The organism is Pseudarthrobacter sp. (assembly GCF_036675385.1).
Taxonomy (GTDB): Bacteria; Actinomycetota; Actinomycetes; order Actinomycetales; family Micrococcaceae; genus Arthrobacter.
The window spans coordinates 1-23,420 of the sequence record NZ_JAKFFD010000166.1 but is presented as its reverse complement, the minus strand read 5'-3'; the positions used below and the strand labels follow the sequence as shown (position 1 = coordinate 23,420).

The following is a 23,420-nucleotide window of genomic DNA, read 5'->3' as shown; positions in this document are numbered from 1 at the left end:
TGATCGACCTCTACTACATGCACCGCCGTGACCTCCGCGTTCCGATTGTGGAAACCGTGGAGGCCATGGCGGGGCTGGTGCAGCAGGGCAAGGTCAAGCACCTTGGCCTGTCAGAGGTGACCGCGCAGGAGCTGGCCGAAGCCCACTCCGTGCACCCCATCGCCGCGGTCCAAAGCGAATGGTCCATCTGGAGCCGCGACGTGGAACGCAACGTGGTTCCGGCCGCGGCCAGCCTGGGCGTGGGCTTTGTGCCGTATTCGCCACTGGGCCGGGGATTCCTCACCGGCACGGTGGACGCTTCGAGTTTGGGAGCCAACGACTTCCGACGCCGGATCCCCCGGTTCGCCGCGGACGCCTTTGACGCGAACCAGGGAGTCGTGGCGGCCGTGCGGTCGGTCGCGGCCGAGCTGTCCGCTACGCCCGCCCAGGTTGCACTCGCGTGGCTGCTGGAGCAGGGCAAACGGCGGGGACTGGCCGTGGTCCCCATCCCCGGCACGCGCAAGACGCACCGGATCGACGAAAACCTGGGCGCACTGTCCCTGGACCTGACCCCGGCGCAACTGGAGGCGCTGGACCAGGCCGCGGACGCCGTCGTCGGCTCCCGCTCGGCGGACCCCAACTGGGTGTCCCAGGGCCGTGAATAGACTGAAGCCCATGGACACGCTCATTCACGACCTACGCGACATCACCATCCGCAGCATCTCCGTCAGCGAGATGAACAACAACGTGTACCTGCTGACCGCGAAGGCCAGTGGCGCGCAGCTGCTGATTGATGCCGCAGACGACCTTCCGGCCATCCAGGCGATGCTGCGGGACGCCGCTGCGGATACCGCGGCCACAACCAGACTGGCGCAGATTGCAACGACGCACCAGCATTGGGACCACGTCCGGGCACTGCCGGCGTTGGTGGAAGCGACCGGCGCCCCAACCGTTGCCGGCAAGGACGACGCCGAGGCGCTGCCAGTACCCGTGGACCGAACCCTGGAGCATGGGGCCACCTGCGCCGTGGACGGCTTCGAGCTCACCGCCGTGCACCTGCGCGGCCACACTCCGGGATCGATCGCGTTTGTGTACCAGGACCCGGAAGGTCCTGCCCACATTTTCAGCGGGGATTCGTTGTTCCCGGGCGGCGTGGGCAACACCCAGAATGATCCTGAGCGGTTCACATCGCTGCTGGACGATGTCACCGCGCGGTTGTTCGAGGCCTACCCGGACGACACCGTGGTGCACCCGGGCCACGGCAGCCCCACCACCCTCGGCGCGGAACGCCCGCATCTTGAGGAGTGGCGCGCCCGCGGCTGGTAGGGCTTAACTCATCGAGTGCTCCATTACTGCCGTTATGAACCTTCTAAACGGCGGTTACGGAGCACTCGATGGCGGTTAAGGCTGGCTAGCGGCTGCGGCGTTCGTTGGAGGCCGGGGCCGACGCGCGGCGGGGTCCGCTGCGTGCCGGACGGCCACTGCCGCTACCGTTGCCGCCACCGTTACCGGCGTACGAGCCACCGGACGTGCCGCCGGTGTTGGAGGACCAAACAGCCTTGTTCCCGGCGTTGCCGCCGTTGGCTGCACCAGCACCTGCAGAGCGCTGGCCTCCGCCTGTCCGAGCACCTGCACCTGCACCGGCGCCCGCAGTGCGGGCCCCGGCTGCGCGCTGGCCCGTTGCCGGACGTCCGCCGCGCTGTCCGCCGGTGGTAGCCGGGCGGCCCGTGCCGCCACGGGGGGCATCGCTGCGGGTAACGCGTGAATCAGAACGGCCGTCTGAACCGCGGCCGGCCGCTGCACGGCCACCTGCTGCGGGGACGTCGTTGCGGTGCGTGGAGCCTGTGGCGCCGTGGCCGCGGGAATTGCGGCGAGCAGCAGCTGCTGCAATGGCGCGGTCCTCGTTCTGCTCGGCTACCCGGTCAAATGCTGCCCGTGCCTCGGTGCGGCCTTCGTAGGCAACAGCGCGGCGCTCGGCCCGCGGAAGATCGGTGCGGGTCGGCTCAGCGGAGACGCGTCCGCGTCCACCACGGCCGCCACGGCCACCGGCGGTGGGGCCTTCCTGGCTGCGGCGGGCGCGCTTGCGCTCGGCGTTGGCCCCCGTGGAGGTGCCGCCACCCTGCGTTGCGGACTTCTTGGCGAGAAGAGCGGCGCGGGTGCGCGGATCGATCTTGTCGGCCATTTCGCCCACGAGCTCAGCAACCAGCGGGGAGTTGGCGGTGACGCGCTCGAAGTTGACCTCGACGCCGGCAGCCTTCATCAGCTTCTTGACGTCGGACTGCTGCTCCGGGAGGGTCAGCGTGACAACGGTGCCGTCCGAACCTGCGCGGGCCGTACGGCCTGAGCGGTGGAGGTACGCCTTGTGCTCTGTGGGCGGATCCACGTGGATCACGAGTTCGACGTCGTCCACGTGGACGCCGCGGGCTGCGACGTCGGTGGCCACCAGGACGCGGACGTCACCGGAGGAAAACTCGGCCAGGTTGCGGTCACGGGCGTTCTGCGAGAGGTTGCCGTGCAGGTCGACGGCGGGGATCCCGGCGTCGGTCAGGGTCTTGGCCAGCTTGCGGGCGTGGTGCTTGGTCCGCATAAAGAGGACGCGGCGGCCGGCACCCGAGGCGAGCTCAACGATCAGCTGCTTCTTGACGGTCTGGTCATTGACCACCAGGACGTGGTGCTCCATGGTGGTCACCGCGGCCTGTGATTCGTCCACGGCGTGGGTCAGCGGGTTGGACAGGTAGCGCTGGACGATCTTGTCCACGCCGTTGTCCAGGGTTGCGGAGAACAGCAGGCGCTGGCCCTGGCTGGGGGTCATGTCCATGAGCTTCTTGACCACCGGGAGGAAGCCGAGGTCGGCCATGTGGTCGGCCTCGTCCAGCACGGTGATCTCGACGCCTTCGAGGGTCAGGATGCGCTGGCGGATCAGGTCCTCCAGGCGGCCCGGGCAGGCGATGACGATGTCGACGCCGGCGCGCAGTGCCTTTTCCTGGCGGGCCTGGGAGATGCCGCCGTAGATCACGGTGGTGGTCAGGCCCATGGCCTTGGCCATCGGCTCGATGGTGGCGTTGATCTGGGTGGCGAGCTCGCGTGTCGGTGCGAGGACCAGGCCCATGGGGCGGCCGGGCTTGCGGAAGTGCTTGGCTTCCCGCTCAGCGAGTCGTGCTACAAGCGGGATGGCGAAAGCGATGGTCTTGCCGGAGCCGGTGCGGCCGCGGCCCAGGACGTCGCGTCCGGCCAGGGTGTCCGGGAGGGTCTTGACCTGGATGGGGAACGGCTCAACAATTCCCTGGGCGGTGAGGGTGTCGGCAAGTTCTTTGGGCGTGCCGAGGGCAGCAAAAGTAGTCATATATTTCATGGTCTTTCAGGCGGTATCCGTGCGGATATCGGCCCCCGATGCCGGTTGGCTCAAGGGTTTCGCCGAAGAAAAGTCAGGTGATCAACCGTGCTGCTGCCCAATTCAGGGCGGCGGCTGGGACCAAATGGAACGCGTTCATCGACGCAGGATGTGCCTCTCACATGAAAAAACCCGCTTCCCAAATCAAGGGACGAGCGGGCATCACTGCACATCAAGTCCCCTAAGCGTACCATCCCCGCGCCTCGGCCTCTTTCAAGCACGTGGTGCAGGTGGTGCGGGCGTTGCCTTTGGGTGCCCGGCAGGCGCAGGCTTGAGGCATGACTGAACAGGGTGCGGACCACCACCACACAGCGGACGACGGCGACACGCGGCTGGGGGATGCACCGCAGCGCAGTGCCGCCGAGGCGTGGGACGAAACGTACCGGACCAAGCCGAAATTCTGGAGCGGGAAACCCAACCCGCAACTGGTCCGCGAAGGCGCCGGACTGAAGCCGGGCAAGGCTCTGGACCTGGGCTGCGGCGAAGGGGCCGACGCCATCTGGCTGGCCCAGCAGGGCTGGACCGTCACCGCCGTCGATGTGTCCGCCGTCGCGCTGGAACGGGCGCTCGGCCACGAAAAGGCGGCCCTGGACCGCGAGAGTGTGCACGCGCAGGGAGCCGGTGAAATTCCCAGCCGCATCCACTGGGAACAGTGTGACCTGGAGGAGTGGCAGCCCGCGGCCACCTACGATCTGGTGTCTTCGCAGTTCCTGCATTCGCCGCACCTGGCGTGGCAAGGTCCGCTGCGCATGGCGGCTGCGGCGGTCAAGCCGGGCGGCACGCTGCTGATCGTGGGCCACCATCCGGACCACCTGCCGCCGTGGGGAAACCACACGAGGCCGGAGATGTTCTACACCCCGGCGCAGCTCGTGGCGGAGCTCGGCCTGGACTCGCCGGACTGGCAGCTGGAAGTCAAAACCACACGGGAGCGCACGGCAACAGGCCCGGACGGCGAGGAAGCCATCATCGGCGACACCGTGCTCCGCGCCACCCGGCTGGCTTGAGTTTTTGTCCAGATAAAGCGCCTTCCCGGGGGCGCAACTCGGATTGTCTGGACAAAAACTCCGGGGGTTAGCGGGAAACCCGCGGCGCCACCGCAACCGCGGCGACGGCCACCACCGCCGTCAGTGCGAAGACCCCCGCGAACGATTCCGCCGTCGTCGTAAACGCCGCGAACACGATGCCCGTGGCGGCGAGCGCCAGCGCCCCGCCCAGCGAGTCCGAGATGGACATCGCCGAGCTGTTGAAGCCCTCGTTTTCCGTGGTGGACATGGCGAGCGTCATCACGCTGAGCCGCGGATACAGCAGCCCCATGCCGCCGCCGGCGAAGAGCCAGCCGGCAATCGCAACGGCGGCCGGCCAGTGGAGCGCCGACGTCGCCAACGTGAGGAGAATGGCTCCCAGCACCAGCGCTGAGCCGATGCGCACCGCCACCCGGTGCTGCAGCCGGGTGCCGAGGCGGCCCTGGATGGCGGCAGCGGCTGCCCACGACAACGCGCCTCCGGTGAGCGCCAGGCCGGCGAACGTCGGCGGGAACTGGTACTCCTCGATCAGCAGGTACGGCAGGTAGACCTCGGCACCGAAGAATGCTGCAGACGCCAGGCCGCGGGTCAGGATCACGCTGGGCAGGCCGCGGCGCGCGAGCAGCGTTCCACGGGGAACCAGGGGCCGCACGGCCACGAGGGCAATCACGACGGCGGCCGCGGCCACGAGTGCCGGGGCTGCGGGAACGCCCGCGATAGTGACTCCGGCGGAGAGGTTCAGCCCCAGCACAGCGAGCGCGGCGAGCGCCGCCCAGGCCAGGCGGCCCAGCGCCCAGGGCGGGACCGTGGCCTGCTCGGACGGCCGGTCGATGCCGCGGAGCACCGGAACGATCATCACGAGGGCGGGCACCACCAGGCCCACCACGCCCAGGAACACCCAGTGCCAGCTCAGGACCTCCGCCACGATGCCGGCCGCGAACGGGCCCACCAGTGACGGGATCACCCATGCGGCCGAGAAGGCGGCAAAAATCCCGGGGTGCAGGACGGCCGGGTAGACGCGGGCCACCACCACGTAGAGCGCAACCGTCAGCGCGCCGCCGCCAAGCCCCTGCACCAGGCGGCCGGCAACCAGCATGGGCATGGACACAGACGTGCCCGCGATGATCAGGCCCAGCACGAACAACGCCACGGAGGCGTACAGCGGGACTGTTGGGCCGCGGCGGTCCGACCAGTTGCCGGCCGCCACCATCCCGATCACGCCGGTGGCCAGCGGCCCGGCGAAGGCCAGCGCGTACAGGCTGGCGCCGTCGAGTTCGCGGCTGACGACAGGCATGATGGTGGTCACGGCGAGCGATTCGAAGGCCGCGAGGAACACCAGGGCACATGCGCCGACGGTCACCCACAGGTACGGTCGCTGCAGGATCCCGGCTGTGGCGGCGGAATGCGTGGCCGGCAGGGCGGGTTCCTGCACGCTAGTGGCCCGATCGGCTGGAGCCGCCGATGTAGCGGTTCCGGCCCGCGCGGTAACCGAACACCGCGGCCAGCGAACCGACCACCAGGAACAGCACCCCGGCGGCCGTGAACGATCCCGTGGCCTGGTGCAACTGGCCCACCATCAGCGTGCCGGTGGAACCCAGCCCGTAGCCCACGCCCTGCATCATCCCGGACAAGTGCGCGGCGGTGTGCCCGTCGCGGGTCCGCAGCATGATCATGGTCAGGGCCACCGCGGTGAGGCTTCCCTGGCCCAGGCCCAGCAGCGAGGTCCACACCCAGATGAGTTCCAGGGGTCCGAAGATGCTCAGCGCAAACCCGCCGCCGGTCATCAGCGCCACCACTACAGCGATGGCCCGCTGGTCACGGAACCTCGCCGCCAGTGTGGGGGCAAACAACGAACCCGTCATCTGGAGCACGATCGAAACAGAGACCATCAGGCCGGCCGTGCCGCCGTCCACGCCGCGTTCGCGCAGGATCGGCGCCAGCCAGGCAAAGACGCTGAAGGACATCATGGCCTGCAGCACCATAAAGATGGTCACCTGCCATGCCACCGCCGAACGCCACACGTTGACGCCGAGGTTGGCGGCCTGGTGCCGGACGGGGTGCTGGCGCAGCGCCACCGGAAGGAACAGCAAGAGTACGACGGCGGCAGGAACGGCCCAGAACCACAGCGCCGAGGTCCACTCCCCCGTCGCCGTGAAGACCGGGTAGGTAAAGCCGGCTCCGAGGGCAGCCGACGCGCAGATGGCCGTGGTGTACAGGCCGCCCATGAGGCCCAGCCGGTGCGGAAAATCGCGCTTCACCAGCCCTGGCAGCAACACGTTGCACAGGGCGATGGCGGCACCGCAGGCAGCGGTTCCCGCCATCAAGGTAGGGAGGTGGCCGGCACCGGGCACCAGGCCGCCGATGTCCGCGGGCCGCAGCAGCAGCCCAGCTGTGAGCACTGCCATGGCGCCGAGCAGGACGCGTTCGGCGCCGAACCGGCGGGCCAGGACAGGGGCCAGCGGTGCGAAGACACCCAGGAGAGTCACGGGCACGGTGGTGAGCACCACGACGGCCCAGCCCGGTAGGCCGGCGTCGGACGTGATCTCCGGAAGAACCGCGGCGAAACTGGAGAACACCGTGCGGAGGTTCAGCCCGATGAGCACCAGGCAGAGGCCTAGGTACACGAGCGCGCGTCGGCTGCCCTGCGGGCTCTCCGGACCGCCGCCCGACTGGCCCGGAAGGCGCGTGGGGGCTGCTGGGGGGATGTCGTCGATTTCGGCGTCGACCAGCAGTCCAGGCACTTCAACGTTGTCAGCACGGGTCACGGGACCCATTCTGTCATTGCGCGTCCTCGAGCCCTGACGCCCGGACTTGCCTTGGCGCCAGCCGGCCCTTGCGAAGTTATCCACATAGGCCAGAAAGGGGCTGGTGACCCGCCTGGAGCGAACCTAGTTTGGGATCAGCAAGCGGTATCCAGCCACAGCATTCGGGAGAAACCATGAGCCTCGCACCGTTGCACGATCCGTCCATTGCGCCAGCCCCGGCCTCGCCGAAGGCCCACGGCAGCGGCGAAGGGACAGCCAGCCTCGCCTTCAGCCTCATTGCGCCCGCCAGCATGTATTTGACTGGGCCTCTCAGCCTATTGGCGGCCCTCTTCACGAGGCCTTCCGAGGGCCCTGGGCGGCTGGACTGGGTTGCACCGTTGGTGCTGTGGAGCTATCCGGCGCTGTTTGGCCTGCTCGCAGTGACGCTCGGCATTGTTTCGCTCCGCGTATTTGTGCGTCGGTCAAACGGTTGGCGGGCTGGTGTGGCTGCGTTGTGGATATCGGCGGCCGAGGTTGCAGTGGGCCTGGTGCTCGTGCTCAGGGACGGGGACTTTATGATCCTCTTCTGAGATTTCATGTCTGCCTTGCAGGGCGGCCATTTCGAATTTCCGTCGCGTCCCGTTCGTGGCTCAGGTGAGTTCCCAAGCCGTGCGCGTGGGCCCCGGGTATTCTGGAAGGGATGAGTGAAACCCCAGAATCTCCCCAGCCTCCGCATGTCCCGCGCCCGGTAACGCCCGGTACCCAGGCGTCTTTCGGCACGTACGGCGGCAGGCCGGTGAGCTTTGTGCGCCGCGGAACCCGCCTCCAGGGGCGCCGCCAGACGGCGTGGGAAGAGCACTCGGACCGGTGGGCGCTGGACGTGCCCCGGCACATCGCGAACACGTCGGTCCACCCGGACTACACTTTCGACGCCGAGGCCGAGTTCGGCCGCAAGGCACCGCTGATTGTGGAGATCGGTTCGGGGCTGGGCGATGCCATCTGCCACGCGGCCGAGGAAAACCCGGACACGGACTTCCTGGCGGTCGAGGTCTATACACCGGGGCTGGCCAACACCATCATCAAAATCAACAGCCGCGGGCTGAACAACGTCCGGGTGGTCGAAGCCAACGCGCCCGAGGTCCTCGCCACCATGCTGCCGGCAGGATCCGTCAGCGAGCTGTGGGTGTTCTTCCCCGATCCCTGGCACAAGTCACGGCACCACAAGCGCCGCCTCATCCAGCCGGAGTTCGCCGAGCTGGCGGCACGGGCACTCACCAAGGGCGGACTCTGGCGGGTCGCCACGGACTGGTCCAACTACGCTGTCCACGTCCGCGACGTCCTCGCGGACTCGCCGGACTTCGAAAACCTCCACACCGGCGAGCGCCACGGCCCGGAAAGCCCGCTCACCCAAGTGTGGCAATCCGGCGTCGAAACCCTGGTGGGCGGCGCGCCCGTCCGCGAAGGCCGGGCGCCGGTGAGTACCGCGCATACAGGCCCCAACGAGGGTGTTGATGAAACGGGCGGCTGGGCGCCACGCTTCGAAGGCCGGATCCGCACGAGTTTCGAGGCGAAGGCCCACGAAGCAGGCCGGCTGATCTTCGACCTCTGCTACCGCCGGCGCTGAGCCACGGAAACTGGGTAGCAGCAGGTGCCGTTTTGAGCCGTCATGACGACACTTAGTGCTAGTCAGTTGGGGTCAGTTCACGCTGATGGAGGCGACGATCTCCTTGAGCATCCCCAGCCGCGGCTCGACCTCCGGGTTCACGTACGGCCAGATCACCACAACACCGATGAAGCGGCTGTTCTCCCAAACACCCACAGTGGCCGCGACCCTCGCCTCGCCTGCCGGATCCGTGTATCCAACCACGACGGCGTACGAGGACTTACCGGGTACGTTCAGTTCGCCTTCGGTGAGGATGGTCCCGGCCCGGTCTTCAAGGTAGAAGCCTGACATCAGGTGCGCCCAGCCGTTAGCCTGCGCGGCGCCGGTCACGGAGGTGTCGTCCTTGATGACCGTCACCAGGACACCGCCCAGCAGGCCATACTGCTCGGTGTTTGGCCCGGCGGCGGAGTCCTCCAGAACCTGGGTGTGCTCGGGGAAGTCTGCCGTGAATCCCAGAGGGGACTCGATATGAACTGACATGGTTGCTCCTTAGCGGTAAGTCTTGGCTGGGCTGGCTGGAACGTGCTGATCCGGCACGGGTCGTCAGAGCTTCTCGAGCTTGGTGTCGTTCGGGACCTTATAGTACGTGGACACGTTGGTGGTTGCCTTGTTCTCGGTTTTGACCTCCACCTCGCCGGCCTTGAGGTCAACGCCGAACTCGTTGGACGCTGTCACCACACTGTTCACCTGGACTGTGGCGGAACCTGCCGCGTAGAGCTTGGCGGCGTCGTGGCCGGCCGCAACCGTGTCTCCCAACGCCATATTGCGCATGTAGCTATCGATCACAGGCGCGTTCTCCGGCGAGTACTCAACGTCGATCTTCACGGTGCCCTGAGTGCCCACTGTCACGCTGGACTCAGCCTTTGCGCCCTGGAGGTCGGCACCCGCGCTGGCGCCCTCCGCAACCGTGCCCTCCATGGATACGGCGACCGATTCCATGTTGCCGTTCTTATCCAGGTTCACTTCCAGGCCGCCCTTGCCCGAGGCCTCGAACACCTTGCCGTCAAGGTCCAGCTTGCCCTGGGCCGACACCTCGGCGCTGGCGGTGGCCGTGCCGTCCGTCAGGTTCCGCTCGTAGGCAAGATCCAGCTTCGCCGAGCCCGAAGCCGGGCCGGATTCACCTTTGGCTTCGAGGGAGAGGGTTCCTTTGGCTTTGTCGTCGTGGCCGGTGGAGCCGTTGTCGTCCGCAGCATCGTTGATGGTCTCCAGAATGTAGCCGGGCGGGTTGCCCGCCGCGTCCTTGATCTCACCGACGCTGTCCGGCGGGAGATCCGTATAAATCTGGTTGCGGGCGGCCATGGCCTCTTCCAGGCTGCCGAATTTGTACTCGCGCGAGGCCTCTCCGTTCAGCGTGACCCCTGCCGTGCCGGTGGTGTCGTTCACCCCTACGCCCACGTTCCCGTGGACCTTCATGGTGGCCGAACCGTCTGCATTCTCTACGACGACGGTGCCCACCTCCGCGCCGGCGTGGAACCAGGCAACCCGGGCATCAAGGGAGGCCTTGCCAGACTCCGTGTATACAGGAGTTTCCGTCTTGGCGAGTTCCCGGAGGTGGGCGCTCGCCTGATCCTGGGCGGACTGGGGAATCCCGCCGTCCATCCTCATGAGGTCCTCGGCGAACGGGCCGTTCTCGTCTTCGCCTTCGATCAGGTATTTCCGGTCCGCCTCGGACAGGCTGGCCCACCACTTGGCTTGCTCTTCCGGGCTGGCCTTGAGCATGTCATCCATGCCCTGCATCAGCTCCTGGCGATGGGCCTCAGCCGCTGCCGCCTTCGCTACCTGTTCCTCCAGCCAGTTCTGGGCGCGGCTGCCCAGGTCCTTGATTTTGTCCAGGACGCTGGTCCCGCCACCGCCACTGCCGCCGCCGGTCGCGGCAGAGGACTGTTCCTGTTCGTTTGCGTGCTGCAGGAGCAGCTTGGAGTTGTGGCGGAGGCTGGATGCCACCCGCTCCAGGCTGGGGCGGTGGTTGCCGGACCAGTCCTGCCGGAACAGCTCGCCGTCGGCACCCTTCCATGGCGCGGACTGGATCTGGCCCTGCAGGGAGCTGGCCCGGCTGCTGAGCAGCGCGGCCGCCTTGTCAACGGCCCTCGCCAGCTCCCGCAGCTGGCTGACGTCCGCGCCGTAAAAAGTCATGGTGTCTCCCCCGGAGAGTATTAAGAGTTAGTTCTATCGCTGGACATATCGTCGCATGGTGGCAATTCTCCCGCGATGGGGAACACTCCCCATCGCCGGGCACACCAACGCACACGCAGTTAATGTCGGTCCGCGGTGCGCAAAGTTGGTACTGTTCGCGGCCGGCGCCGCGTGGCACGATTGGGGTTGTGCGGGGGGGCACACAAATCTGCGCCCGTGCGGCGCTGGCCCGAAGGAAGCGCCATCAAAAGAGAACTCAAAGACGCCGCAGGCGCGGCGGAGGACGTCACCAACTCGCGGGCCCTGGAATTGCTGGCGAGGGTCGGTTTCGCGGTAAGCGGCCTATTGCACTTTCTGGTGGGCGCCATCGCAATCCGCCTTGCCATGGGCGGTTCAGGGAATGCTGACTTCAGCGGGGCTGTTTCCGAACTGGCCAGCCAGCCCGCCGGGCCGTTCCTCCTGTGGGCAAGCTTTGCCGCCTGCGCGTCCCTTGCCGTCTGGCAGGCCAGCGACGCCGTCTTCGACTACAACCGACTGCCCACCAAGGACAAAGTCGGTAAGAAGGCCAAAGCGGCAGCGCAGGCCGTGGTGTTTGCCGGGCTCGCCGCGACCCTGGCCAGCTTCGCCATGGGCACGGGGTCCGGAGGCGACAACCAGCAATCGGCGAGCGACCTCACCGTCGCCGTCATGAAGGCCCCCGGCGGCGTAGCACTGCTGGTCCTCGTGGGTCTGGGCATGGCCATCACCGGGATCATCTACGGCATCCGCGGCATCAAGAAGACCTTCGAGAAACACCTCACGATGCCCGTTTCCCGCCCTGCCCGGACGGCCGTCTCCACCTTGGGCGTGACCGGCTACGTCGCCAAAGGCATAGTCCTGCTGCTGACCGGAATGCTCATCACCATCGCCACCCTGCAGGCCCATCCGGGTGAATCCACGGGCCTGGACGGTGGGCTCAGGGCCCTTCGCGACCAGCCCTTCGGCGTTTACCTGCTGGCCGCCGTGGGCGCCGGCCTCATCTGCTACGGCGTGTACATGGTGGTCCGGGCTCGCCTGGCCAAAATGTAGGGGGCGCCATCACCGGGGCCCACCTGGAACACCCGACCCAACGCGGAACACCCGGCCTCCGGTTAGGGTGGGTCCATGCCCCAGGTACGCGCCGAACGCCTCATCCGCCTCGATCCGGAGACAGTTTTTGCCCTCTCCCAGACCACGGGTGCGTTCCGGCTCCAGTGGGACCCGTTCATCTCCTCCCAAGGATTCCTGGACGGCGCAACGTCCGCCGGAAAGGGCGTCCGGACACGGACCGTGTCCCGCCTGGGCCTGGTGATGGTGAGCGAGTACGTTTCCTATGCGCCACCCAGGAACGTGGGTATGACCATGGTGTCCGGACCGTGGTTCTTCGGGAATTTCGGCGGCGGCTGGCGTTTCACCGCGGACGACGGCGGCACGCGCGCCGTCTGGAAGTACACCTTTTCGTGCCGCCCGGCCTGGTTGCGGCCGGTGGCGGAGCGGTTGGGCGCCTGGCTCCTGGGCCGTGAGATCAATATGAGGATCGAAGCGTTTGCCCGCGCCTGCGAAAACCCAGCTCTGGTGGCCGAGCTCCGCGCCCTCCAAGCGCCGTAACCACAGAGCCGTAACCAAAGAGCCGTGATCACAGAGCCGTAATCTCCGGCAAAGAGATCACGGCAAAGAGATCACGGCACCGTAATCACAGCCACGGCGTGCTGGGTTTCGTCCCGCAGTTCCAGGCTGGCGATGCTGGCCAGCTGAACGGGAGTGGCGCCCATGACCTTCACCCTCCCGCTCGGCGTCGCGGTCCAGGCACATGCCCGGTCCTCGCCGCCGTCCCGGTCCCGGATCCAGAGCGAGAGGGTTCCGTCCAGCGGCAGTTTGCTGCCGTTCACGGCCAGCTCGGTGCCCCATGTTTTCCGGGCAAGGTCGATACTGAACTGCAGGCCGTTGCCGGACTGGACCGAGTAGCTGGCGTCCGGCTCCGGCGGCTGGCTGAGCAGCGGGGCCGCGGCCACCCCCAAGGCGAGGGACGCCGCGGCGACGGCGCCCACCACGGCCGCCCACCGCCGTCGTAATTTACGACGCCGGGTGGCCAGTTCATCCAGGACCCTGCGCGGCACGGAGCTGGCTGGCTCGGGCGCCACCCCGGGGCGGGCGCTCCCGGTGAGCGCCACCGCGTCCGGGACGGGAAGCGCATCCAGCAGGGCCGGCAGGCTTTCAAGCTCGGCGAGTTCGGTCCGGCAGTCCGCGCAGTCCTTGAGGTGGGCTTCGAAACGTTGCGAATCCGCGGGGTCAAGCCCGCCGAGCACGTAGGCGCCCAGCAACTGGTGCAGCTCAGAGGCGTTCACCGCTCCACCCCCATCTCATCGAGGATGGTCCGCAGCGCCCTAACGGCGTAATAGGCCCGGGACTTCACGGTTCCGCTGGGGATGTTCAGCTGCACGGCGGCCTCGTTGACGGTGAAACGGCGGTAGTGGAGGGCGACGAGGACATCGCGGTGTTCGGTACTGAGCCGCAGCAGCGCCTCTTCCATCAGCACGCGGTTCAGGAGTTCATCCACGCGTTCCACGGCCTCGGCGGGATCGGCGAGTTCGCGTTCCATCACTTCGGCGGGGCGCCTTTGGGCTTTGCGGTAGTTGTCGATCATGATGTTCCGCGCTGTACGGAACAGGTAGCTGCGGAGGCTCCCGGTGATGTCCGGGGCCTGCTGCCAGACGCGCAGCACGGTCTCCTGGACCACGTCCTCTGCCAGCTGTGGGTCGCGGGAGGCGCTGAGCACAAAACGGCGGAGGGCGGAGCCGTGTTCGCGGTAGATCGCAGCCACCACGTCCTCGTCCAGCGGCATGCCGCCCTCCTGTCCCTGATCCGCGTCCCGGCGGTCCCTGCAGCTTCCGGCAGATACGACGTCCCGCGCACGCAAAAGGTTCACTGGCGGTGGTCCATCGGAACTGGCGCCGGAAACAGGGGGACCGGTTCTTGAACCATTCTTCACCCTGGTGCGTCGTACGGGTTAGCGTCCGGTGACCTACGCCGGGCCCCAGCCGAGGAGCATCCCATGAAACAGCATTTGTGCACAGGTCTTGCCGCAGCGGCTCTCATAGCCGCACTTTCCGGCTGCGGCGGCAGCCCCGGAACCACCGCAACCACTCCGGCGGCCACCAGCCCGGCCGCCACGTCCGCCGCCCCGACCACCGGCTCCCCCACCGCAGCGGCCGCCGTCGACCTCAAGACAGCATCCTCCAGCGCCGGCAACATCGTGGTGGACGCCGCGGGCATGAGCGTCTATTTCTTCACCAAGGACGTGAAGGATTCCGGTACCAGCGCCTGCACGGGAGCGTGCCTGACCGCGTGGCCACCGGTCCTCACCACCGAGGCCAAGCCTGCCGCCGAAGGCGTCACCGGCACGCTGGGGACAATCACGACGCCGGACGGGGCCAAGCAGGTGACCCTGAATGGGCTGCCGCTGTACTACTTCGCGCAGGACAAGAAGCCCGGAGACGTGCTGGGGCAGGGCGTCAACGGCGTCTGGTACCTGGCCTCGCCGGCCGGGGAAATGATCCGGACAGCGGCGTCAGGCTACTGATAGTTCTGGCTACCTGACGGTTCCGGCTACTTGACGGTTCTGGCTACTGGCGGTTCTGGCTACTGGCGGTTCTGGCGCTTACGGATCGACCGCCCACGGACGAACCGCCTACCGATTGACCGCTTAAGGGTGGAGGCCCGGCAGCGGGACTGGAGGCGTGGCCGGCAGGGGCAGAGCCGGGGGCTGTCCCTGGCCGTTCAGCGGCCCACCCGGCATACCCGGTGTGACGTTTTCGGGGAGGGGAAGGTCTGGCAGGGGCACTGCCGGCGCTGAACCTGAAGGGGCCGGAGCGGGCTCCGTGGCCTGGCTGGAACCGGATCCCGGTACGGCCGGAACCGGCACAGTGTCAGCCGTCCCGGTGGGTCCTACGGCAGGGACGGCGGGCTGGCCCGGTCCCGGAGCCGGGGTCTCCACCGGCGCGGGCGCAGGCCCGCCGCCAACGGTGGACACGAAGGATGTAACTGCGTGGTTGACCTGGCCGAGGGAATCCCGGATCCCCTGGTCGGAGGCCACGGCAACGGCGCCGCCGGCCGCCAGCGAGACGGCCACGGACAGGGTGGTGAAGGTGATCCTGCGCTTGGCACGACGGCGGGCGGCAAGCTCGTCGGTGGCCGCCGTGACCTGGCCGGTTGCCTCGGCGGGGGCTACGGCGGGCTCTGAGTGAGGGGATGCCGCCACCGCCAGGTGACGGGTCGGTGCCGCGTGGCTCGGTGCAGGCGTCAGGACAACAGTCTGTGCCACGACAGGAGTCTGTGTCACCGCAGGAGTTTGTGTCACCGCAGGAGTTTGTGTCACCGCAGGAGTTTGTGTCACCGCAGGCCTCATAAGCGCGGCAACCGCCTCGGAAGGTACCGGCTGCTCGGCTGCGAGCGCCCGGAGCTCCAGCAGAACGGGGCGGAGGCCGCCGTCGTCGCCCAGCCCTGCCTCCAGCAGCAACCGGTCAACAGACGCGTCCTCGCGGGAACCGTTGCGTGAGCCTGCGGTGTCACTCATGATCTGCCTGGTTTCTTCTAAGAGTCTGGTCCTTGAGGTTTTGCAGCGCCCTGCGTTGGAGCTGCTTGATGGCACCCTGGGACTTGCCCATGATGCCGGCCACCTGTTCGATGGAAAGGTCGGCCACCACCCGCAGTGCCAGCACCTCGCGGTGTTCATCGGCGAGGCCTTCAAGCAGGGCAGCCGCGCCGCCGCTGTGGCCCAGGGCGTGGTCCTCCGCGGACGCCGTGCTGCGCCCGTCCTGCAGGGGGTCGTACGGAGTGAAGACCGGCCGGCGTTCAACCCGCCGGTAGTAATCCACCATCCGGGCGTGGGCGATGGAGAACACCAACGACTTGGCGCCCTGAAGGCCGCCGGTCAGCTCACCAATCTTGGGGAAAAATGCCAGGAACACATCCTGGGTGACAGCCTCGGGATCATCCACGCCACGGGCCTTGAGGTAACCCAGGACCGCTCCGGACAAGGTTCGATAGACAGCGCCGAAGAGCACAGCCGGATCAGCACCGGCTGTGTCTGCAAATGTATCTATGTCTTCTTCGGCCAAAGTGTCTAGCACCAGTGGCTCCTCCATCCCGGGCAGCGGAGTGGCTCATCCCGGTATTCGGCGCGGCGTGCTCCGCTGCTGTCGGTCAGCTGCGGTCGGTCAGCTATCTGGCTGCCATGCGGACTGCGGGAATCCGGTCCGTCCGGAGCCGGTTCCCGCAGTCCACACTAGCTGAGCAGGTCCTAGTGGCCGGAAACGGCGGGAACGTCTACAACGTTGCCCGGTACGGCGGGAACAGCAGGAACGGCGGGAACGGAAGGCTCGCCGTCGACACCCGGAACTGCCGGTACGGCGGGGACTGCCGGCACTGCGGGCAGTTCGGGGCGCTCAGCCTTTACGGCGGCGGAACCCTCGCCGGAAGCGTCGGCGTCAGCGGAACCGGCACCCTTCGCAACAACATCAGCGCAGAAGGCGTCAACGTTGGTTTCGCCCTCAGCGGCGATGACCAGCGAGGAGAAGCCCTCGGAGGCTTCGTTCAGTCCACCGTGGGTGAAAGCGGTGCAGAGGCCAAAGGCTGCGGCGCCAGCTGCGTCCACTGCGGTGCCGGCAGCGGCGGAGGCGTTGGCCTCGGCTGCGACCTCATCGTCGGAGACGGCTGCTTCGCCGGTTACTGCTGCATCGCCGGAAGCGTTTGCGGAAGCCGACTCGGTGGCGTCAGCGGCCAGCTTGGGGGCGGGGGCGCCGAGCAGTTCGTGGGCGGTCTGCTGTGCATCGGCCGGGAGGACGCCGGAAGCAGCTGCGACGCCGGTTCCACCGACGGCCAGGGTGCCCGCGGCGAGTACTCCGGCGGCGATTTTGCTGGTGGCGAGAACAGTGAACAACGACATATGACACTCCAAAACCTAGGGAACAATTCAGATCCGGCTCCGTGAGGAACCCTTCACCCCCTTCATCGCTGGCCGGACCGGGAAAGTTACGGCTGCCCCAAAATTCCTTCAACAGGTGCCGCAGCCCGCCACTACGATCGAAGCATGCCCAACACCCAGGAACCCCGGAAATCGGCCAAGACCTGGCAGACCATGGTGGACAGCAACAAAGCCCTGCTCCTTCGAAAGACGGGGCAGGACGTCGGGTACTGGGCCGAGCAGGCACGCTCCGCAGGCTTGAGGAACGACGCCGAGCTACGCCACTGGATGCGCGACGAGCACGGCGTCACAGGCTATGCGCAGTACGCCGTCTCGTGGGAGCTGTTCGGCTACCCGGAATTCATGCTGCGCGACGCCGACGAGCTCATCGACGGCCAGTACATCAACCACCCGGAGCTGCGGCCCATCGCCGACGCGCTCCTGGCGTGGGCGGCGGCCACCGAGGGCGTGGAGATCCAGATGCGGAAGGGCTACGTCTCGCTCCACAGCCCGCGCCGGAAGTTCGCCCAGGTCACCCGGACCACCAACACCGCCGTGGACGTCGCGCTGCGCCTGGACACACTCCGCCTCGACGCAGCCGCCGGAGGGCGTTTGGAAGCCCTGAAGGCCCGGGCCGATGATCCCTTCGACCGCCGCGTCCGGCTCACGTCTGTGGACCAGGTGGACGAGGAACTGCTGGAAATCCTCGCCAGGGCGCTGGACCAGAACACCTAACAGCCGGAACGACGGCGGGCCGGGTCGCCGGAAACTTCCGACGAACCCGGCCCGCAGCCGTGGTGAGGGTCCTACGCGTCGATCATCTCGTCGTCGTCCGATTCCTCGAACTCAACGGCGGCGACGATTTCCTGGGTCTCCGGGTTGATCATGAACGCCTCGTCGTCGTCCTCGACCATGATGAAGTCGCCGTGGTCCGTGGTGAAGTGCCAGGCCAGCGTCTTCTCGCCGTCGTGCATGTAGTTGGGGTCGCCCATGGTGATCTTCTGCAGCGCATAGCCGGCGATGTCGCACAGTTCGCGGATGATGACCTCGAAATCCGGGGCGTCCTCCAGCGCTTCCTCGTCGGCCGCGGCCTGGCGCTCCTCCAGGTTGGGGATGAGCGCAACCTGACGCTCGATGTAGGCATCCAGCTCTTCTTCGTCGAGCACCAGCAGGCCCTCCTGGGACAGGAGCCAGGCGGCGTTGAGCGCCGTGATGTTTTCGGTTTCGAACAGTTCCTCGAACTCGCCGTCGAGCTCTTCAATGGTGCGCACGGCGTCGTTGGACTCTTCCTCGGTGTCCAGGTCGCCGTCGAGGTAGCGCTCTTCGTCTTCGTCGGACAAGGCATCAAACGCCGCAACGGTCCGGTTGAAGAGTTCCAGGTGGGCGTTTGCGCCCATGCCGGCGAGGCCCTCGCGGATGAGCGGGTCCACTTCGTCGCGGTCCGCGGTGAACACGTACTGGGCGAAGCCGCCCTCCAAGGACTGCGTGACGTAGAAGTCAACGTAGTAGCTGCCGAGCGCCGCGGGCGCGATCTCGCCGGCGTCGAGCAGTTTCCCGTACATGGCGTTCACCACATAAACGTTGGCATCTACGACCTCCTCGCTGCCTGCATCGATGCTGGCCTTGGTCAGGACGACAGGGTTCTGGCTCATGGTCATGGGATTCCTCACTGCTGAATGCTTCGGTGCTGCTCAGGACACTTTCACGCTACGTCGGCGGGGGCGGCGCCGTGTTGAGGCGGAAGTGAACGTCAGGCGAAGTTTCAGGCTCCCGCCGGGCGAACTAAGATGAAGCAGATAACCTCCGATCGGACACGGCACCCCCGTGGCCAGCTGAAAGTAGCGCGCACCATGCCATCCCAACCGGACGAGAGTGCGGCACTGGCAATACAGACCCCCGCCATTAACGACCGCTCCCTCGCGGCCGGGTTGGCGTATGCCATGGGAAGCCGGGTTTCCGGAATGTCGTTCGACGCCGCCACCGGGCTGATGCTGGGCAAGGTCCGGGGAGGTGCCGACGTCCCGTACTCCACCACGGCCAAGCTGGTGCGGAAATCGGGCGGCTGGAGCTGCACCGTGGGTGTCTGCAGCTGCCCCGTCCGCAAGGACTGCAAGCACGTGGCCGCGCTGCTGTTCGCCGCCGAGGACAACCCGGCCATCCGCGTCCAGCTCCTGGCCCCGGCTGAAGTGTCGCGGCTTTCCCGCCAACCCGCCAACCTGGACCTGGCCGACTGGGAGCAGGCACTGAGCCCGCTCATTTCGCAGCCGGGCATCACGCAGTCCATCAGCGGCATCCCGCTGGCCCTCCAGTTCGAGATCGAGGAACCGGCGCCGCACTTCTCCTACACAGGCCGCCGCGACCCGCTCCGCAGCGTCCGCCAGCTCAAGGCCCGGCCCGTGATCATGGGCGCCAAGGGCAAGTGGATCCGCGGCGACGTCTCCTGGAACACGCTGAGCTACCTGAACTTCCGCCGCGAATGCAACGAGGCGCACATCGAGTGGATGCAGGCGTTCCTGGCCGCCCACACCGCCGCCGCCAACCGGGTTCATAACTCCTCCGCGTTGTGGCTGGGCCTGAACACGTTCGCCGGGAAGAACATGTGGAGCCTGCTCACCGACGCCAAAAAGATCGGCCTCGCCCTGGTGCACAGCCGCGGCACCGAGCCGGTGCGGCTCGCGGAGTCCCCCGCCGCCGTCGGGCTTAATTTGAGCCGTTACGGCGCGTCCGTCAGTGGGGACGCTGCGGCTCCCGGCGCAACGCACGACGACGGCGGGCTGGAGCTCGCGCCCACCATCACCGTTGAGGGGGAAGACGTTGATCCGGCGTCAGTGGGGACCATTGGCCGCCCCGCGCACGGCATTTTCCTGACCACGGGCGGGGAGGCGCTGCCCGGTGTTTCCGCGGACAACGTGATCACGCTGGCCCCGCTGGAAAACGGGCTGAGCGAGGAACTGCTGACGTTCGTCACGGCCGGCAGCACCCTGCACATTCCGGCGAAGGATGAGACGCGCTTCCTCACCGGCTTCTACCCGAAGCTCAAGCAGGCTGCCCGGGTCACGGCGACGGATGAGTCGGTGGCGCTGCCCGCCCTGGCCCTCCCCACCCTTTCCCTGCTGGCCAACTACGGCGCGGACCACCGGGTCCGGCTGCATTGGGAATGGCACTACAAGTCCGGAACCCTGGTCACGGCCCAACCGCTGTGGCGGCACCCCGGCGACCACGGCTACCGCGACGACACCGCCGAGGCCCGCATCCTGGAGGGCATCGGCCAGCCGTGGAACGTTGTTCCGGCCATGGGCGAATCGGCCACCGGCGGCTGGGGCACGCCCCGCCTGTCCGCGTCCGCCGAACTGAGCGGCCTGGACACCCTGGCCTTCACCGAGGACGTCCTGCCCGAGCTCCGGAACGCGCCGGACGTATCAGTGGACACTGCCGGGGACATCGCCGACTACCGCGAGGCCGAGGAAGCGCCGGTCGTTTCCATCTCCACCAAGGCCACCGAACAGCGCGACTGGTTCGATCTTGGCATCCAGATTTCTTTGGAGGGGCAGCCGGTTTCTTTTGCCGCCGTATTCTCCGCACTGGCCGCGGGCCAGACCAAGATGCTCCTGCCCAGCGGCGCCTACTTCTCGCTGGACCTGCCGGAACTGCACCAGCTGCGCGCCCTCATCGAGGAGGCCCGCTCGCTGCAGGACAACAAGGACGCCCCGCTGCAGATCAGCCGTTTCCAGGCCGGGCTCTGGGACGAGCTCGCGCAGCTTGGCATTGTCGATGAGCAGGCCGCCGCCTGGCGTGAGGCCGTGGGCGGGCTGCTCGAAGGCGGGATCAACGGGCTGCCGCTGCCTCCCTCGCTCAATGCCGAGCTGCGGCCCTACCAGCTGGAGGGCTACAACTGGCTCAGCTTCCTGTACCGGCACAGCCTCGGCGGGATCCTCGCCGACGACATGGGCCTCGGCAAGACCGTCCAGGCGCTCGCCCTGATGTGCGCCGCGAAGGAGCAGGCTGCGCCTGAGGGTGCTGATTCTGCCGGGGCGCAAATTGCAGCGCCCGGCGTTCCAGCGCCCGACGGCGTGACTCCCTTTTTGGTGGTGGCCCCCACCAGCGTCGTGGGCAACTGGGCGGCGGAAGCCGCACGCTTCGCTCCCGGCCTCACGGTCCGTATCGTGAGCGAAACGTTCGCCAAAAACAGCCAGGACGCGGCCGTTGAACTCGCCGGCGCGGACATCGTGATCACGTCCTACGCGCTGTTCCGGATCGACTACGACTCCTACGCCTCCAAAACCTGGGCCGGGCTGGTGCTCGATGAGGCCCAGTTTGTGAAGAACCACCAGTCCAAGGCCTACCAGTGCGCCCGGAAGCTGCCCGCGGCGTTCAAGCTGGCCATCACCGGCACCCCGCTGGAGAACAACCTCATGGAGTTCTGGGCGCTGACGTCCATCGTGGCGCCGGGCCTGTTCTCCAGCCCCAAACGGTTCGCCGAGTACTACCAGAAGCCGGTGGAAAAGAACGGCGACAAGGGGCAGTTGGACAAGCTCCGCCGTCGCGTCCGTCCGCTGATGATGCGCCGCACCAAGGACCAGGTCATCCAGGACCTGCCGCCCAAGCAGGAGCAGATCCTTGAGGTGGTGCTGAACCCGCGCCACCAGAAGGTCTACCAGACACACCTGCAGCGCGAGCGGCAGAAGATCCTGGGCCTGATCGAGGACGTGAACAAGAACCGGTTCACCATCTTCCAGTCACTGACCCTGCTGCGTCAGCTCAGCCTGGACGCGTCGCTGGTCGATCCGTCGCTGTCCGGCGTCCGCTCTTCGAAGCTGGACGTGCTGTTTGAGCAGCTGGAGGATCTGGTCGCGGAGGGCCACCGGGCGCTGATCTTCAGCCAGTTCACCGGTTTCCTCGGCAAGGTCCGCGAGCGGCTTGTGGAGGAGAAGATCGAGTTCTGCTATCTCGACGGCGGCACCCGGAACCGTACCGACGTCGTCAACGAATTCAAGAACGGCAGCGCGCCGGTGTTCCTGATTTCGCTGAAGGCCGGCGGCTTTGGCCTGAACCTGACCGAGGCCGACTACGTTTTCCTGTTGGATCCCTGGTGGAACCCCGCGTCCGAGGCGCAGGCCGTGGACCGGACGCACCGGATCGGGCAGGCCCGGAATGTGATGGTCTACCGGCTGGTGGCCAAGGACACGATCGAGGAAAAGGTCATGGCCCTGAAAGCCCGGAAGTCGCAGCTGTTCGCGGATGTCATGGAAGGCGACGCCCTGTCCAGCGGGTCGATCACGGCCGAGGACCTCGCGGGCCTGTTCAAGGACTGAGCTCTCGTTCGCGTCCCGGGGCCGTCTAACTGCAGGCTGCCAGGATACCTGCGATCGCGTCCCGCTCGGCCTGGGTGACCCACAGGCTGTAGTTGGCCTTCACGGCGGTCTGGCGGGCTACGTATTCGCACCGGAACGCCTTGTTGGGCGGGAGCCAGGTGGCCGCATCCTTGTCGCCCTTGGCGCTGTTGGTGGGCCCGTCGGCAGCCATGAGGTTCAGGGGATCATTGGCCAACTGCCTGCGCTGTTCGGCGCTGAGCTGCTGGGCGCCCTTCTGCCAGGCGTCGCTGAGGGCAACCAGGTGGTCGATCTGGACGGCGGAGCTGGTGGTGTTGCCACGGACAAAGTCGATGGTTGTGCCTGTGTATTTGTCGGCCAGCGTACCGGTCACAACGACGCAGTTCTGCGTGCCGGGCTTGAACGTCTCGCCGTCGAGGTCCCTGGCGAGGATGTCGTTTCGGGTATCGCAGCCGTTTCGGTCGACGTCCGCCCACGCGGGGCCGAATTCCTCGCGGGTGTAGCCGGTCTTGGGTGCGCGCCCCTTCACCGGGATAGTCTCCAGCTGGGCGAGGGCCGTTGCCACGTCGGCTGGGCTCACAGATGATTCGCCGGAGTTGCCCGACGGCGGTGCTTCCCTGACCGCTTCGGCCACCTTGTTTGCGGCGTGCGTTGCGGCCTGGGCTGCGGCGTCACAACCGGTGAGGACGCCGGTGAGGGCGCCGGCGAGAAGCAGCGTGGTTAACAGCGTCAGTGCTTTGGTGGCGGCGGAGCGGTTGATCGTGATGTCCTTCAGGAGTGCGGCGGAGGTGAACACGCTACTAGCGCGGGGCGTTCTGACCTGTCATGCCGGGTGTGGAGTCTGTCACCCTAAAATGTCGTACCCCCTCGACATGATGGAGGTATGGACAACACGGCAGCGGCAGAGATTCTGGAGACCATCGCGGCCTCTGCTCTGCAGATGGCCGGTGTGCTTCGTGGGACGGCCGTGGATCCAGCAGCCAGCCCGGCTGCAACTGGTCCGGCTGATTGCCCTTCAGCACCTGGTCCGTCCGCGATGTGTGGGGACCTGGCTCGCTGGCAGGCTGAGCTTTGCCTTACCGTACTGTCGGGGACCGTGGGGATGGAAGCCATGTTCGCTGCCGTGAAGGTCCATGCCGCCAGCGGTTACGACGACGCCGCCCAGGCCGTCGCGGGCC

General features: G+C 67.1%; 22 protein-coding genes and 1 pseudogene. 11 read left to right on the top strand and 12 right to left on the bottom strand.

What is annotated here, in order from left to right:
• Both V6M49_RS14650 and V6M49_RS14645 read left to right on the top strand, forming a co-directional pair.
• Nucleotides 1–644, top strand: a 644-nt coding sequence (locus tag V6M49_RS14650) for an aldo/keto reductase (RefSeq protein WP_332761659.1), incomplete at its 5' end; no start/stop codon positions are given.
• A 10-nt stretch (nt 645–654) separates the two neighbouring features.
• Nucleotides 655–1,305, top strand: a complete 651-nt coding sequence (locus tag V6M49_RS14645; RefSeq protein WP_332761657.1) for an MBL fold metallo-hydrolase — start codon at nt 655–657, stop codon at nt 1,303–1,305.
• An 85-nt stretch (nt 1,306–1,390) separates the two neighbouring features.
• On the opposite strand, the gene V6M49_RS14640 is transcribed toward V6M49_RS14645, so the two are convergent.
• Entirely contained in the window at nt 1,391–3,322 is a 1,932-nt protein-coding gene (locus V6M49_RS14640) for a DEAD/DEAH box helicase (RefSeq protein ID WP_332761656.1), read from the bottom strand.
• A gap of 326 nt (nt 3,323–3,648) precedes the next feature.
• Here V6M49_RS14640 and V6M49_RS14635 point away from each other — a divergent pair, with 326 nt between their 5' ends.
• Entirely contained in the window at nt 3,649–4,374 is a 726-nt protein-coding gene (locus tag V6M49_RS14635; RefSeq protein WP_332761655.1) for an SAM-dependent methyltransferase, read from the top strand.
• A gap of 67 nt (nt 4,375–4,441) precedes the next feature.
• Here V6M49_RS14635 and V6M49_RS14630 read toward each other — a convergent pair whose 3' ends face one another.
• Together V6M49_RS14630 and V6M49_RS14625 are read right to left on the bottom strand one after the other, a co-directional pair.
• A complete protein-coding gene (locus V6M49_RS14630; RefSeq protein ID WP_332761652.1) occupies nt 4,442–5,824 on the bottom strand; it encodes an MFS transporter in 1,383 nt (460 codons plus the stop codon).
• 1 nt (nt 5,825) lies between these two features.
• Nucleotides 5,826–7,166, bottom strand: coding sequence for a CynX/NimT family MFS transporter (locus V6M49_RS14625; RefSeq protein ID WP_442959734.1), 1,341 nt, complete (start codon nt 7,164–7,166; stop codon nt 5,826–5,828).
• 164 nt (nt 7,167–7,330) lie between these two features.
• Here V6M49_RS14625 and V6M49_RS14620 point away from each other — a divergent pair, with 164 nt between their 5' ends.
• Both V6M49_RS14620 and trmB read left to right on the top strand, forming a co-directional pair.
• Complete coding sequence (locus V6M49_RS14620; RefSeq protein WP_141138643.1) at nt 7,331–7,726, top strand: hypothetical protein; 396 nt, start codon at nt 7,331–7,333, stop codon at nt 7,724–7,726.
• Nucleotides 7,727–7,836: 110 nt separating this feature from the next.
• The gene (gene trmB, locus V6M49_RS14615; protein ID WP_332761648.1) at nt 7,837–8,760 is read left to right on the top strand and encodes a tRNA (guanosine(46)-N7)-methyltransferase TrmB; all 924 of its coding nucleotides are present in this window, start codon (nt 7,837–7,839) and stop codon (nt 8,758–8,760) included.
• A 72-nt stretch (nt 8,761–8,832) separates the two neighbouring features.
• Here trmB and V6M49_RS14610 read toward each other — a convergent pair whose 3' ends face one another.
• A complete protein-coding gene (locus V6M49_RS14610) occupies nt 8,833–9,279 on the bottom strand; it encodes a hypothetical protein (RefSeq protein WP_141138644.1) in 447 nt (148 codons plus the stop codon).
• A 63-nt stretch (nt 9,280–9,342) separates the two neighbouring features.
• Complete coding sequence (locus tag V6M49_RS14605) at nt 9,343–10,932, bottom strand: hypothetical protein (protein WP_332761645.1); 1,590 nt, start codon at nt 10,930–10,932, stop codon at nt 9,343–9,345.
• A gap of 216 nt (nt 10,933–11,148) precedes the next feature.
• Between V6M49_RS14605 and V6M49_RS14600 the strand changes: the two genes are divergently transcribed.
• Nucleotides 11,149–12,000, top strand: a complete 852-nt coding sequence (locus V6M49_RS14600) for a DUF1206 domain-containing protein (protein WP_141138646.1) — start codon at nt 11,149–11,151, stop codon at nt 11,998–12,000.
• 75 nt (nt 12,001–12,075) lie between these two features.
• Nucleotides 12,076–12,558, top strand: coding sequence for a type II toxin-antitoxin system RatA family toxin (locus V6M49_RS14595; protein WP_332761644.1), 483 nt, complete (start codon nt 12,076–12,078; stop codon nt 12,556–12,558).
• A gap of 71 nt (nt 12,559–12,629) precedes the next feature.
• On the opposite strand, the gene V6M49_RS14590 is transcribed toward V6M49_RS14595, so the two are convergent.
• Together V6M49_RS14590 and V6M49_RS14585 are read right to left on the bottom strand one after the other, a co-directional pair.
• A complete protein-coding gene (locus V6M49_RS14590; RefSeq protein WP_141138648.1) occupies nt 12,630–13,295 on the bottom strand; it encodes an anti-sigma factor family protein in 666 nt (221 codons plus the stop codon).
• The gene (locus V6M49_RS14585) at nt 13,292–13,792 is read right to left on the bottom strand and encodes a sigma-70 family RNA polymerase sigma factor (RefSeq protein ID WP_058930911.1); all 501 of its coding nucleotides are present in this window, start codon (nt 13,790–13,792) and stop codon (nt 13,292–13,294) included. The genes V6M49_RS14590 and V6M49_RS14585 overlap by 4 nt, the downstream gene beginning before the upstream one ends.
• A gap of 210 nt (nt 13,793–14,002) precedes the next feature.
• Here V6M49_RS14585 and V6M49_RS14580 point away from each other — a divergent pair, with 210 nt between their 5' ends.
• Nucleotides 14,003–14,530: a COG4315 family predicted lipoprotein gene (locus tag V6M49_RS14580; protein WP_332761642.1), complete on the top strand. Its 528-nt coding sequence runs from the start codon at nt 14,003–14,005 to the stop codon at nt 14,528–14,530.
• A 123-nt stretch (nt 14,531–14,653) separates the two neighbouring features.
• Here the strand turns inward: V6M49_RS14580 and V6M49_RS14575 are convergent, their stop codons facing one another.
• From V6M49_RS14575 to V6M49_RS14565, 3 genes are all read right to left on the bottom strand, one after another.
• A complete protein-coding gene (locus tag V6M49_RS14575; RefSeq protein WP_332761640.1) occupies nt 14,654–15,523 on the bottom strand; it encodes a hypothetical protein in 870 nt (289 codons plus the stop codon).
• A complete protein-coding gene (locus V6M49_RS14570; RefSeq protein ID WP_332761638.1) occupies nt 15,516–16,094 on the bottom strand; it encodes an RNA polymerase sigma factor in 579 nt (192 codons plus the stop codon). The genes V6M49_RS14575 and V6M49_RS14570 overlap by 8 nt, the downstream gene beginning before the upstream one ends.
• A gap of 155 nt (nt 16,095–16,249) precedes the next feature.
• Entirely contained in the window at nt 16,250–16,894 is a 645-nt protein-coding gene (locus tag V6M49_RS14565; RefSeq protein WP_332761637.1) for a protein tyrosine phosphatase, read from the bottom strand.
• Between the two features lie 144 nt (nt 16,895–17,038).
• Between V6M49_RS14565 and V6M49_RS14560 the strand changes: the two genes are divergently transcribed.
• Nucleotides 17,039–17,647 (top strand): DUF5655 domain-containing protein, encoded by a 609-nt coding sequence (locus V6M49_RS14560; RefSeq protein WP_332761636.1) that lies wholly within the window; start codon nt 17,039–17,041, stop codon nt 17,645–17,647.
• 71 nt (nt 17,648–17,718) lie between these two features.
• Here the strand turns inward: V6M49_RS14560 and V6M49_RS14555 are convergent, their stop codons facing one another.
• Nucleotides 17,719–18,570 (bottom strand): DMP19 family protein, encoded by an 852-nt coding sequence (locus V6M49_RS14555; RefSeq protein WP_141138654.1) that lies wholly within the window; start codon nt 18,568–18,570, stop codon nt 17,719–17,721.
• A 192-nt stretch (nt 18,571–18,762) separates the two neighbouring features.
• On the opposite strand from V6M49_RS14555, the gene V6M49_RS14550 reads away from it, so the two are divergent.
• Entirely contained in the window at nt 18,763–22,224 is a 3,462-nt protein-coding gene (locus V6M49_RS14550; RefSeq protein WP_332761633.1) for a DEAD/DEAH box helicase, read from the top strand.
• A 25-nt stretch (nt 22,225–22,249) separates the two neighbouring features.
• Here V6M49_RS14550 and V6M49_RS14545 read toward each other — a convergent pair whose 3' ends face one another.
• Nucleotides 22,250–23,038 carry an HNH endonuclease family protein gene (locus V6M49_RS14545; protein WP_332761631.1) on the bottom strand — a complete coding sequence of 263 codons (789 nt, stop codon included), beginning with the start codon at nt 23,036–23,038 and terminating at the stop codon, nt 22,250–22,252.
• An 87-nt stretch (nt 23,039–23,125) separates the two neighbouring features.
• Here V6M49_RS14545 and V6M49_RS14540 point away from each other — a divergent pair.
• A pseudogene (locus V6M49_RS14540) lies at nt 23,126–23,420 on the top strand (hypothetical protein); the annotation flags it as partial.

Coding starts and splice junctions, on each gene's coding strand:
- V6M49_RS14645 (WP_332761657.1), top strand. CDS start 655: ATGGACACGCTCATTCACGACCTACGCGACATCACCATCCGCAGCATC.
- V6M49_RS14640 (WP_332761656.1), bottom strand. CDS start 3,322: ATGACTACTTTTGCTGCCCTCGGCACGCCCAAAGAACTTGCCGACACC.
- V6M49_RS14635 (WP_332761655.1), top strand. CDS start 3,649: ATGACTGAACAGGGTGCGGACCACCACCACACAGCGGACGACGGCGAC.
- V6M49_RS14625 (WP_442959734.1), bottom strand. CDS start 7,166: ATGGGTCCCGTGACCCGTGCTGACAACGTTGAAGTGCCTGGACTGCTG.
- V6M49_RS14620 (WP_141138643.1), top strand. CDS start 7,331: ATGAGCCTCGCACCGTTGCACGATCCGTCCATTGCGCCAGCCCCGGCC.
- trmB (WP_332761648.1), top strand. CDS start 7,837: ATGAGTGAAACCCCAGAATCTCCCCAGCCTCCGCATGTCCCGCGCCCG.
- V6M49_RS14610 (WP_141138644.1), bottom strand. CDS start 9,279: ATGTCAGTTCATATCGAGTCCCCTCTGGGATTCACGGCAGACTTCCCC.
- V6M49_RS14605 (WP_332761645.1), bottom strand. CDS start 10,932: ATGACTTTTTACGGCGCGGACGTCAGCCAGCTGCGGGAGCTGGCGAGG.
- V6M49_RS14595 (WP_332761644.1), top strand. CDS start 12,076: ATGCCCCAGGTACGCGCCGAACGCCTCATCCGCCTCGATCCGGAGACA.
- V6M49_RS14585 (WP_058930911.1), bottom strand. CDS start 13,792: ATGCCGCTGGACGAGGACGTGGTGGCTGCGATCTACCGCGAACACGGC.
- V6M49_RS14580 (WP_332761642.1), top strand. CDS start 14,003: ATGAAACAGCATTTGTGCACAGGTCTTGCCGCAGCGGCTCTCATAGCC.
- V6M49_RS14575 (WP_332761640.1), bottom strand. CDS start 15,523: ATGAGTGACACCGCAGGCTCACGCAACGGTTCCCGCGAGGACGCGTCT.
- V6M49_RS14570 (WP_332761638.1), bottom strand. CDS start 16,094: ATGGAGGAGCCACTGGTGCTAGACACTTTGGCCGAAGAAGACATAGAT.
- V6M49_RS14565 (WP_332761637.1), bottom strand. CDS start 16,894: ATGTCGTTGTTCACTGTTCTCGCCACCAGCAAAATCGCCGCCGGAGTA.
- V6M49_RS14560 (WP_332761636.1), top strand. CDS start 17,039: ATGCCCAACACCCAGGAACCCCGGAAATCGGCCAAGACCTGGCAGACC.
- V6M49_RS14555 (WP_141138654.1), bottom strand. CDS start 18,570: ATGACCATGAGCCAGAACCCTGTCGTCCTGACCAAGGCCAGCATCGAT.
- V6M49_RS14550 (WP_332761633.1), top strand. CDS start 18,763: ATGCCATCCCAACCGGACGAGAGTGCGGCACTGGCAATACAGACCCCC.